Here is a 10,845-nt window from a genome sequence, read left to right as displayed (position 1 = left end):
GGTGACGGGTTGCGGTCGACGTTGGCGAAGCCGAAATCGGCCAGGCTACGGGTGGGGAAGACGTGCACATGCAGGTGGGGAACCTCCAGCCCGGCGATGATGACGCCGGCGCGTTCGGCGCCGAACGCGCGGCACACCGCCCGGCCGATCCGTTGTGCCACCGCCATCACGCGACCGAACACCGCGCCGTCCACGTCCTGCCACTGGTCGATCTCCGCGCGCGGCACCACCAGCGTGTGTCCCTGCGTCATCGGTTCGATGGTCAAGAACGCGACGACCTCGTCGTCCTCGTAGACGAACCGGCCCGGCAGCTCGCGGTTGATGATCCTGGTGAAAACGGTGGCCATGCGCTCCAGCATATGGGGCGCTTGCTCACTCCTCTTTGCCGAACGTCATCGCGTCGAGGTTCCAGTAGCCGCGCATGTTGGCGATCAGACCGGCGTCGTCGACCCGGTAGGCGAACACCCCGCGCACGGTGCTGGTGAACCCGCCGTCAAACCTGCTGTGCAGCACCAGGATATGCGCAACCTCGTTCGGCGAGCTGGACGGGAAAGTCTCCTCGCAGGTGATAGTCAACCGGTTGGCGGCGATGTTGGTGTCGTAGAAAGCCGCAACCGCCTCCTTGCCCCGAACCCCGGTGCCGTCCGGGTTGGTGACGGATTTGCCGATCGGGTCCTCGATGACGACGTCGTCGGCCATCAGAGCCAGCCAGCCGTCCCGGTCGTGCGTTTGCACGCACCGCCACGACGACTGCGACGCTGTGAGCGCGGGCGTTTGGGCAACCGTTTCCTGGGACATGGCTCGCGCTCCTAGTGGTCGTCGTCGGTGTACCGGATGACACCGCGAATGTTCCTGCCCTCCAGCATGTCCTGGTAGCCGTCGTTGATCTGCTCCAGCTTGTACTGGCGGGTGACCATGTCGTCGAGGTTGAGCTTGCCGACCTTGTACATGGACAGTAACTGCGGGATGTCGTACTGCGGGTTTCCGCCGCCGAAGATGGTGCCCTGCAGGTTCTTCTGCATCAGCGACAGCATCGCGAGGTTGAGTGTCACCTGGTTGTCGATCAGGCTGCCGATCGCCGTCAGCACGCAGGTGCCGCCCTTGGCGGTCATGATCATGTAGTTCTCGATGTCGGCGCCCTTGACTTCGCCGACGGTGATGATGACCTTCTTGGCCATCAGGCCGTAGGTGACCTCCATGATGCCGCCCAGCGCCGCGTTGATCTCCGGATAGACATGGGTGGCACCGAATTTCAGCGCCTGGTCGCGCTTCCACTCCACCGGGTCGATGACGAAGATGTGGCGGGCGCCGGCGTTGACCGCGCCCTGCAGCGCGGCCATGCCGACACCGCCGACGCCGACGATCGCGACGTCGTCGCCGGGCCGGATGTCGGCGGTCCGGGTGGCTGAGCCGTAGCCGGTGGTGACGCCGCAGCCCACCAGGCAGGCCACCTCGAACGGGATCGACGGGTCGATCTTCACCACCGAGCTCTTGTGCACGACCATCCACGGCGAGAACGTCCCGAGCAGCGTCATCGGGAAGACGTTCTGGCCGCGGGCCTGGATGCGGAAGCTGCCGTCGCTCACCGACGCGCCGTTGAGCAGCCCGGCACCGAGGTCGCACAGGTTGCGCAGGCCCGCCTGACAGGACTGGCATTTGCCGCAGGACGGGATGAACGACAACACCACGTGATCGCCCACCGCGAGGTCCTCGACCCCCGGGCCCACGTCGGTGACGACGCCGGCACCCTCGTGCCCGCCGAGCACCGGGAAGCCCGCCATCGGGATGCCGCCGGTCACCAGGTGGTGGTCGGAGTGGCACATTCCGGCCGCCTCCATCCGGATCTTGACCTCGTCCTTGCGCGGGTCGCCGATCTCGATCTCCTCGATCGACCACGGCTGGTTGAACTCCCAGATCAGTGCGCCCTTTGTTTTCACCGCGAACCTGCTTTCAGCTCGGACTGTCTGCGGACTTGTTCGACAGAGCAGTGACGATCGCCAGCGCGGCGAAGCCGGGCGCAGCGGGTCGCCACCCGACAGAGTAGTGACGTGGGTCGCACTCGGCGGTGCCGGGTGTCCGTCGGCTCACCACAGCGGCACGGGGGTCTTGCCGAGCGGGTAGTAGCCGGGCACCGGCTCGCCGGACATGCCGCGCTGGATGCGCTGCTGCAAGCCCGCCGACAGCTTGCCGGCCTTGATCAATTCCAGGTAGAGCGCCGAGACGTGCCCGTAGTCGAAGAAGTCGCGCTGCCAGTTCCATTTGCCGCTGCCGGCATACCGGAACCAGCTGCCGCCGATGCCGTGCACCTCCCGCTCGGTGCCGTCCGCGTCCCCTGCTGACGAGCCGGCCACCTGCTTCCAGAAGCCGACCACCTCGCCCTGACGCTCGTCGACGACGACCCGCTGGTACGGGTAGCGCCAGCCCCGCAGGCCCGCCATCTCCTGACCCAGCGCGATGTCGCGGATCTCGTCGATCCCGACGCACATCACGTCTTCCCTGGGGCCAATGTTCCAGCCGTAGGTGGCGTCGTCGGTGTAGAACTCGGCCAGAATGCGCCAGTCGCCGGTGCGCTCGGCCTCCCGGTTGGCGTCCAGCCAGCGCTCGACGACGTCGTCGAGCTCCGAGCGGGGGAACCCCGGTGCGTGCGTCATGGTTTCTCTCCTAAATCCAGCATCGACAGCGCCTGCGTGGGACAGGCGCGCACGGCCCGCTCGATCTGGGGCCGGGCCTCCTCGGGCCGCTCCACGTCGAGGATCTCGACCTGGCCGCGTTTGGGCACCCGGAAGTAGTCGGGTGCCTCCAGTTCGCACATCGCGTGTCCCTGGCACAGATCCAGGTCGGCTTTGACCGTGTAACCCATCTCAGCCTCCAGTTCTGCGGCGGTAGCGCACTCTGGCCGGCTGGGCCAGCTGCACCACCATCTTGGAATGGTCGTTGCGGTAGCTGTCCGACGGTTGGGCCATCTCGAACTCGTACTCGCGCAACAACACCGAGAAGATCGCTTTGATCTGCATGGTGGCGAACGCCGCCCCCACACAGCGGTGCCGGCCGGCGCCGAACGGAATCCAGGTCCACCGGTTGACCAGGTCCTCCTGACGCGACTCGACGTAACGTTGCGGCACGAAGTCGTCGGGGTCGGGGAAGTCCTCGGGAATCCGGTTGGAGATCGCCGGGGAGGCGGCGACGAAGTCGCCCTCGTGGATCGGGTAGCCGCACACCTCGAACTCGCCCTTGGCCACCCGCATCAGGATGATCAGCGGCGGATGCAGCCGCAGCGTCTCCTTGAGCACATTCTCCAGCTGCGGGATCTGGCGCAGCGCATGAAAACTCACGGATTGGCCGTCGGCGTAGAGCCCGTCGAGCTCGTCGATCACGGCGGCGTGGACCTGCGGGTGGCGCAGCAACTCGATCAGCGTCCACGACGCGGTGCCCGAGCTGGTGTGATGGCCGGCGAACATCAGCGAGATGAACATGCCGGTGACCTCGTCGGCGGAGAACCGCGGAGTGCCGTCGCCGTCGTCGATCGACACCAGCACGTCGAGCATGTCGCGGTCGGCCTTGTCCGCCGGCGGGTGGGCGGCCCGCTGGTTCATGATCTCTTGCACCAGCGCCACCAACCCTTTCCGGGCCGCGTCGCGCCGTCGGAAGCTCTCTATCGGAAGGTAGGGGTCGACGTAGCACAGCGGGTCGGTGCCGCGTTCCAGTTCGTGGTAGAGGTGGGCGAACCGGGCGTCGAGCTGGTCGCGGAACTTCGCGCCGATCAGACACGCGGTCGAGGTGTAGATGGTGAGCTCAGCGAAGAAGTCCAGCAGGTCGATTTCCCCTGTGTCCGACCAGTTCTCGGTCATCCGGCGGACTTCGCGCTCGATCGTGACGGCGTGGCCCTTCATGTGCTCACCACGCAGCGCGGAGTTGTGCAGCATCTCCTTTCGCCGCTCCGGGCTGGCGTCGAACACCACGCCTTCGCCGAAGATCGGCGTCATGAACGGGTACGCCTGAGCCTGATCCAGTTCGTCGTCGCCGGCCCGGAAGAAGAACTCGTTGGCGTGCGCACCCGAGAGCAGCACCACCTGCTTGCCGGCCAGCCGGAAGGCGCCGACGTCGCCGCACTCGTCGCGCACCCGCGCCATCAGCCCGATCGGGTCGGTGCGGAACTCGTCGAGGTGGCCGTGTTCGTCCTGGCCACCGGAGACTCGTGGAACGTCCTGGCGTTCTGTGCTGTTCACGAATCCTCCGGATACGTCAGATGTTGACGGTCGGCGGGTGCGCTCGTCAATGGCGCCTCGGGTTGGAGCTCCATCGACGTGACGAACCCGCCGCGCGGAGTCTCGGCGACGAACGCGATCGCCCGGGCGAGATCGGACGCGCGCAGGAAGTAGTTGTGACGGGCCTGGCCCCACTTGGCCCAGTCCTGCAACATCGGTCCGATCGATTCCGGCGGCAGGCTCCAGCCCATGCCGGTTCTGGTCGGGCCCGGGTGCACGATCGACGCGCGCACGCCGGTGCCCTCGAGTTCCATCTGCAAGTTGGTGACCATGGCGGCCAGTGCCGCCTTGGCCGCGCCGTAGGCGCCCATGTGCGGGCGTTGGCGCAGCGCGACGTCGGACCCGACGAAGATGAGGTCTCCGCGCTGGCGTGCCAGCATGCCCGGCAGCACCGCGGCGGCCAACCGGTTGGCGCCGATGAGGTGGATCTGCACCTGCGATTCGAAGACGTCGGTGCTGATCTCTTGCAGGCGACCGACATACGTGTCACCGGCGCCGGTGACCAGCAGCTCGATGTCGCCGAGATGTCCGGTGGCGCCATGTACGAACCTTTTCACCGACTGCGGATCGGTGACGTCGAGGTGCAGCGCGACGGCATCGCCGCCGTCCGCCCGGATCTTCTCGACGAGCTCCTGACATTTCTCGACGCGTCGTGCGCCGAGCGCGACGGGGAAGCCGCGGGCGGCCAGTTCGGTGGCGGTGGCCGCCCCGATGCCCGACGACGCCCCGGCGACGATGGCGGGTCGGCGAGCCGGATGCGGTGCGAAGCGGGGCATCTACGCGGCCTCCACGGTGATCGGCAGCCGGGCGAAGCCGCGGACGTTGCTGGAATGCACACGCACCGCGTTGGCCTCGTCCACCTGGTAACCGCGGATCCGGCTCAACAGTTCCTCCAGCGCCACCCGCGCTTCCATCCGGGCGAGGTGCGCGCCCAGGCAGAAGTGTGCGCCGCTGCCGAAACTGACCAGGTTCGAGCCGATGTCGCGGCCGATGCGGTAGCTGTCGGCGTCGTCGAACACCCGCTCGTCGCGGTTGGCCGAACCCGGCAGCAGCAGCAGCACGTCGCCTTCGGGCAGGGTGGTGTCGTAGAGCGTGAGTTCCTGCGCCACGCTGCGGGCCAGGATCTGGCTGGAGGTGTCGTACCGCAGCGTCTCCTCCACCCACAGCGGGATTTTCGCGGGGTCGGCGTACACCGCGGCAAGCTGGTCGGGGTTCCTGGCGCCCCAATATGCAGCGTTGGCAAGCAGTTTGGTGGTCGTCTCGTTACCGGCCACCACCATCAAGAACAAGAACGCCCTGATTTCATCATCGGTCAGGCGGTCTCGGTCGATCTCGGCTTGCAGCAACGCCGACGTCAGATCCCCTGCCGGTTTCCTGCGACGCTGGGCCACCAAATCGGCGTAGTAGGACATCAGTTCGGCCGACGCTCGCATCGCGGATTGGGGCACGTCGGCCACACCGTCGTCGCGGTGCACGACGCCGTCGGCCAGTTCCCGGATACCGGCCCGGTCGGGTTCGGGCACGCCCATCAACTCCGAGATCACGTCCATCGGCAGCTTTCCGGCGAATTCGGCCACGAAATCGAAGCTTTCAGCCTGCAAGGCGTTGTCGAGGTGCGCGACGGCCAGGTCCCGCACCCGCGGCTCCAGTTCGCGGATGCGCCGCGGCGTGAAACCCCGCGATACCAGTGTGCGCAGCCGCAGGTGGCCGGGGTCGTCCATGGCGAGAAACGACATGACACGGTGGGCTTCGGGGCTGCGCGACAACGGATCCAGCGACACGCCGTAGGCATTCGACAGCGCGACGCTGTTGCGAAAACCGTGCAGCACGTCGGCGTGGCGGGACAGCGCCCAGAACTTGAGGTCGTCGTTGCGGTACACCGGGGCCTCGTCGCGCAGCCGCCGGTAACACGGGTAGGGGTCCTGGTGGAAGTGGTAGTCGTAGGGGTCGAGGATCAGCTCGGGTGTTTGTACGGTCGGTGTTTGTCCGGTCGGTGTTTGTCCGGTCGGTGTTTGTCCGGTCGGTGTTTGTCCGGTCGGTGTTTGTACGGTCATCGGCGTTGTGTGTCACCGGGCAGGATCAAGGCGCTCACGTACCCCAGCCGGTCGGCGATCTGGTGGTAGGTGAGGGCGCCGCTGGCGGCGTTGACGAGCGCGCCGAAGAACGTCATCTCCAGTGCAGCCACGGTGCGGGGATCAGCCCCCGGCCCGATCGCCGACGCGATGCGGCGGTGGATCTCTGCGCCGATCCGGTCGCGCACCCGGCGAACCGCCGGATCGCCGCCGCCACCCAGCAGCGCCGTCGTGCACGCCGCCGCGACCTGCGGCTCGTCGGCGACCACCAGCGCCAGGTGCCGCAGCGTCTTTTCCACCCGGGCAGGCATCTGCTCGTTGACGTCGGTGAAGTACGGAACCTGCCGCACCAGATCCAGGTACACCTCGGCGATCAGATGGTTCTTCGACGAGAAGTAGGTGTAGGCGGTCGCCGGGGCAATCCGGGCGCGGGCGGCCACCGCCCGCACGGTCACGCCGGTGTACGACGTCTCCCGCAGCACCTCCACGCCGGCGGTCAGCACCCTGCGGAAGGTCTCTTCCTGGCGCCGGTTGCGCGGCGCCGCCCCGGTCGCGAGGTCGGGCATCGGCGTGACCGCCGCCACAGCGTCGTTAGACACGTGTCCAAGTTATCGGACACCGCTGACAGGAGGCAAGCCCGACCGGGTGGAAAGCCTTCCGAGCAGCGGTTTCTGTAGGTCGATCAGCTAGTCAGCCCAGCCGGCCTTGCACCGCCGAGGCCTGGACAGCTATCGTTCGACGGAACGGTTTCAGACATGTGTCCATCGAATTGGGCGGGTGATGGTGGTGTTGGCCGACGGCGTGAGCGCTCTGCTGATCGACGGGAAGCTGACGCCCGGCGGCGCCGGCACCTTCCCGACGGTCAACCCGGCTACCGAGGAGGTGCTGGGGGTGGCCGCCGACGCCGACGCCGACGACCTGGACCGGGCGGTCGAGGCCGCCCGGCGGGCCTTCGACGACACCGACTGGTCGCGCAACACCACGCTTCGGGTGCGCTGTGTGCGGCAGCTGCGCGACGCGATGCGCGAGCACCTGGAGCAACTGCGAGAGCTGACGATCTCCGAGGTCGGCGCGCCGCGGATGCTGACTGCCAGCGCCCAGCTCGAAGGCCCTATCGACGATCTGCAGTTCTGGGCCGACACCGTCGAGTCCTACCGCTGGAACCAGGATCTGGGCGAGGCGGCGCCGCTGGGCATCCCGACCCGGCGCACGATCGCACGCGAACCGCTCGGCGTCGTCGGGGCGATCACACCGTGGAACTTCCCGCACCAGATCAACCTGGCCAAGCTGGGGCCGGCGCTGGCCGCGGGCAACACGGTCGTGCTCAAGCCCGCGCCCGACACCCCGTGGTGCGCCGCGGTGCTCGGGGAGCTCATCGTCGAGCACATCGACTTCCCGCCCGGTGTCGTCAACATCGTCACCTCCAGCGACCACGCCATCGGTGCGTTATTGGCCAAAGACCCTCGGGTGGACATGATCTCGTTCACCGGATCGACGGCCACCGGGCGCAGCGTGATGGCCGACGCGGCCGCGACCGTCAAGAAGGTGTTCCTGGAGCTGGGCGGCAAGTCGGCGTTCGTGGTGCTCGACGACGCCGACCTCAGCACTGCGTGTTCGGTGTCGGCGTTCTCGGCGTGCGTGCACGCCGGGCAGGGGTGTGCCATCACCACCCGGCTGCTGGTGCCCCGGGCCCGCTACGACGAGGCCGTCGCGACGGCGGCGGCGACCATGTCGTCGATCAAGCCAGGAGATCCGTCCGACCCCGGCACCGTCTGCGGCCCGTTGATCTCGGCGCGCCAACGGGATCGGGTGCAGGGTTATCTGGATCTGGCCGTGGCCGAAGGTGGTTCGTTCGCCTGCGGCGGCGGCCGGCCCGCGGACCGCGCGGTGGGATTCTTCATCGAGCCCACCGTGATTGCCGGGCTTTCCAACGACGCCCGGGTCGCCCGCGAGGAAATCTTCGGCCCGGTGCTCACCGTGATCGGCCACGACAGCGACGACGACGCCGTGCGCATCGCCAACGACTCGCCCTACGGGCTGTCCGGCACCGTGTTCGGGGCCGATCCACACCGCGCGGCCGCCGTCGCGGCGCGGCTGCGGGTGGGCACCGTCAACGTCAACGGCGGCGTCTGGTACTCCGCCGACGCGCCGTTCGGAGGTTACAAGCAATCCGGCATCGGCAGGGAGATGGGCGTGGCGGGGTTCGAGGAATACCTCGAGACCAAACTCATTGCGGCAGCGGTTAATTAGGAGCACCACATGGCGCGGTTCGACAACAGGGTGGCGATCGTCACGGGGTCCGGCGGCGGTATCGGGCAGGCTTACGCCCGGGCGCTGGCCCGCGAAGGCGCCGCGGTGGTGGTCGCCGACATCAACGCCGGCGCCGCGCAGGGGGTGGCCAAACAGATCGTCGCCGACGGCGGCACGGCGATCCACCTCCCGGCCGACGTCTCCGACCCGGACTCGGTGAACGCCATGGCCGCTGCCACCGTCGCCGAGTTCGGCGGCATCGATTACCTGGTCAACAACGCCGCCATCTACGGCGGCATGAAGATCGACTTGCTGCTGACCGTACCGCTGGACTACTACAAGAAGTTCATGAGCGTCAACCTCGACGGCGCGCTGGTGTGCACCCGCGCGGTGTACAAGCAGATGGCCAAACGCGGCGGCGGGGCGATCGTCAACCAGTCGTCGACCGCGGCGTGGGTGTACTCCAACTTCTACGGGCTGGCCAAGGTCGGCGTCAACGGGCTCACCCAGCAACTGTCGCGCGAGTTGGGCGGGATGAACATCCGGATCAACGCGATCGCGCCCGGACCGATCGACACCGAAGCCACCAGGACCGTCACGCCCGGCGCGATCGTCGACCACATGGTCAAGCAGATTCCGTTGTCTCGCAGGGGAACGCCGGACGATCTGGTCGGCATGTGTTTGTTCCTGCTGTCCGATGAGGCGTCGTGGATCACCGGGCAGATCTTCAACGTCGACGGCGGGCAGATCATCCGGTCATGACCCGACACGTGAAGCTCGGCTACGTCGGGCTGGGCAACATGGGCGCGCCGATGGCGATGCGTCTGGCCGACTGGCCGGGCGGGCTCACGGTTTTCGACGTCCGCGCCGACGCGATGACACCGCTGGCCGAAGCCGGCGCCGCGCCGGCCGACAGCCTTGCCGACGTGGCCGCCGCCGACGTCGTCAGCGTCATGGTGCTCGACGACGCACAGGTGCGCGCGGTGGTCACCGAGGTGGCGGCGGCGGCGAAGCCCGGCACGGTCATCGCGATCCACTCCACGATCAGCGACACTACCGCCGTCGAGCTGGCCCGCGAACTCGCACCCCGCGACGTCCACGTGATCGACGCCCCGGTCAGTGGCGGTGCGGCTGCGGCCACCAAGGGCCAGCTGGCGGCCATGATCGGCGCCGCCGAAGACGTGTTCACGAGGGTGAAAGAGCCGTTCTCACGCTGGGCAAGTCTGATCGTGCACGCCGGACCGCCGGGGTCGGGCACCCGAATGAAATTGGCCCGCAACATGATTACCTTCGTGTCCTACGCGGCCGTCGGCGAGGCGTCGCGGCTGGCCGAGGCCGGCGGCCTGAGCGTGCGCGATCTGGGTGCGGTGGTGCGGCACACCGATGCGCTCACCGGCGGCGCAGGAGCGGTCATGTGGCGTGACAGCAGTGCGGCACTGGATTCGGATCATGTTCTCTACCAACCGTTCCTGCACGCCCGAGACCTGGGCGAGAAGGATCTGAGTCTGGCGCTGGTGCTCGGGGAGGCGGCCGGTGTCGAGATGCCGCTGGCCCGGCTCGCACGCCAGTTCTTGGCCGACGGTCTGGGTGTGCCGCACACCGCCGGATCGACCTGACGAGGAGGGTTCGTGGACGAACTGCGCCGCACCGGCCTGGACAAGATGAATGAGGTGTACGCCTGGGACATGCCCGACATGCCCGGCGAGTTCTTCGGGCTGACCGTCGAGCACCTGTTCGGCAGAATCTGGACCCGGCCGGGACTGTCGATGCGCGACAAGCGGATCATGACGCTGTCGGTGGTGACGGCGCTGGGGCTGCAGGACCCGGCGGAGGTGCAGGTGAACGCCGCCCTGCACAACGAGGAGCTCACCGACGAGGAGTTGCGCGAAATGGCGATCTTTCTCACGCACTATGTCGGCTTCCCGCTCGGCGCGGGGCTGCACGGCGTCATCGAACGCGTGACGGCCAAGCGAAAGAAGGCGGCGGCCGGCTCTGCCGCCGACGAGAAGAAAGCCAACGTCAACGCGGCGGTGCGCAAGCACACCGGGTCGGGTCTGGAATAGGGTCGCGCGGGCGCCGGCGCGACTGTCTCAGGAGTCCCACCCGTCTCGGAAAGTTCGGCATGTGCCGTAGTGCCCGCCTCTGAGCGACAACGGCACCCGAAAGTCGCTCGGAGCTTCGAGGGGGCTGCGCCCCGGTGTGAGCACCTGAAAATCTGTCGAGTGTGCGATTTCGTACGCGACGCGCCGGCGCTGGCG

Annotated in this window: 13 protein-coding genes; 4 read left to right on the top strand and 9 right to left on the bottom strand. The window is 67.7% G+C overall.

Features of this window, described 5'->3' with window-relative positions:
• The 9 genes from ABDW21_RS14505 to ABDW21_RS14465 form a co-directional block, all read right to left on the bottom strand.
• On the bottom strand, positions 1-347 hold a 347-nt coding region (locus ABDW21_RS14505), incomplete at its 3' end, for an HIT family protein (protein WP_343710618.1).
• Positions 348-372: 25 nt separating this feature from the next.
• Entirely contained in the window at positions 373-798 is a 426-nt protein-coding gene (locus tag ABDW21_RS14500) for a ketosteroid isomerase family protein (protein WP_343602076.1), read from the bottom strand.
• Positions 799-809: 11 nt separating this feature from the next.
• Positions 810-1,937: an NDMA-dependent alcohol dehydrogenase gene (locus ABDW21_RS14495; RefSeq protein WP_343602078.1), complete on the bottom strand. Its 1,128-nt coding sequence runs from the start codon at positions 1,935-1,937 to the stop codon at positions 810-812.
• A gap of 147 nt (positions 1,938-2,084) precedes the next feature.
• Positions 2,085-2,651: a nuclear transport factor 2 family protein gene (locus ABDW21_RS14490; RefSeq protein WP_343710617.1), complete on the bottom strand. Its 567-nt coding sequence runs from the start codon at positions 2,649-2,651 to the stop codon at positions 2,085-2,087.
• The gene (locus ABDW21_RS14485) at positions 2,648-2,860 is read right to left on the bottom strand and encodes a ferredoxin (RefSeq protein ID WP_343710616.1); all 213 of its coding nucleotides are present in this window, start codon (positions 2,858-2,860) and stop codon (positions 2,648-2,650) included. The genes ABDW21_RS14490 and ABDW21_RS14485 overlap by 4 nt, the downstream gene beginning before the upstream one ends.
• A gap of 1 nt (position 2,861) precedes the next feature.
• Complete coding sequence (locus ABDW21_RS14480) at positions 2,862-4,226, bottom strand: cytochrome P450 (RefSeq protein ID WP_343710615.1); 1,365 nt, start codon at positions 4,224-4,226, stop codon at positions 2,862-2,864.
• On the bottom strand, positions 4,223-5,041 hold the full coding sequence (locus tag ABDW21_RS14475) for an SDR family oxidoreductase (protein WP_343710614.1): 819 nt from the start codon (positions 5,039-5,041) through the stop codon (positions 4,223-4,225). Before ABDW21_RS14475 ends, ABDW21_RS14480 begins: the two co-directional genes overlap by 4 nt.
• Positions 5,042-6,319 (bottom strand): cytochrome P450, encoded by a 1,278-nt coding sequence (locus tag ABDW21_RS14470; RefSeq protein ID WP_343710613.1) that lies wholly within the window; start codon positions 6,317-6,319, stop codon positions 5,042-5,044.
• Positions 6,316-6,903 carry a TetR family transcriptional regulator gene (locus ABDW21_RS14465; RefSeq protein WP_343602096.1) on the bottom strand — a complete coding sequence of 196 codons (588 nt, stop codon included), beginning with the start codon at positions 6,901-6,903 and terminating at the stop codon, positions 6,316-6,318. The genes ABDW21_RS14470 and ABDW21_RS14465 overlap by 4 nt, the downstream gene beginning before the upstream one ends.
• A 214-nt stretch (positions 6,904-7,117) precedes the next feature.
• On the opposite strand from ABDW21_RS14465, the gene ABDW21_RS14460 reads away from it, so the two are divergent.
• The 4 genes from ABDW21_RS14460 to ABDW21_RS14445 are packed head-to-tail and all read left to right on the top strand — an operon-like array spanning position 7,118 to position 10,650.
• Positions 7,118-8,587 (top strand): aldehyde dehydrogenase, encoded by a 1,470-nt coding sequence (locus ABDW21_RS14460; protein WP_343710619.1) that lies wholly within the window; start codon positions 7,118-7,120, stop codon positions 8,585-8,587.
• Between the two features lie 9 nt (positions 8,588-8,596).
• The gene (locus ABDW21_RS14455) at positions 8,597-9,349 is read left to right on the top strand and encodes an SDR family oxidoreductase (protein WP_343602085.1); all 753 of its coding nucleotides are present in this window, start codon (positions 8,597-8,599) and stop codon (positions 9,347-9,349) included.
• The gene (locus ABDW21_RS14450; RefSeq protein WP_343602087.1) at positions 9,346-10,203 is read left to right on the top strand and encodes an NAD(P)-dependent oxidoreductase; all 858 of its coding nucleotides are present in this window, start codon (positions 9,346-9,348) and stop codon (positions 10,201-10,203) included. The genes ABDW21_RS14455 and ABDW21_RS14450 overlap by 4 nt, the downstream gene beginning before the upstream one ends.
• 12 nt (positions 10,204-10,215) lie before the next feature.
• On the top strand, positions 10,216-10,650 hold the full coding sequence (locus ABDW21_RS14445; RefSeq protein WP_343602089.1) for a carboxymuconolactone decarboxylase family protein: 435 nt from the start codon (positions 10,216-10,218) through the stop codon (positions 10,648-10,650).
• The last annotated feature ends 195 nt before the right edge of the window (positions 10,651-10,845 follow it).

It is taken from the genome of Mycobacterium sp., from assembly GCF_039583805.1.
Lineage (GTDB): Bacteria > Actinomycetota > Actinomycetes > Mycobacteriales > Mycobacteriaceae > Mycobacterium.
The sequence above is the reverse complement of the archived record's forward strand: the minus strand, read 5'-3'. Positions and strand labels throughout refer to the sequence as shown.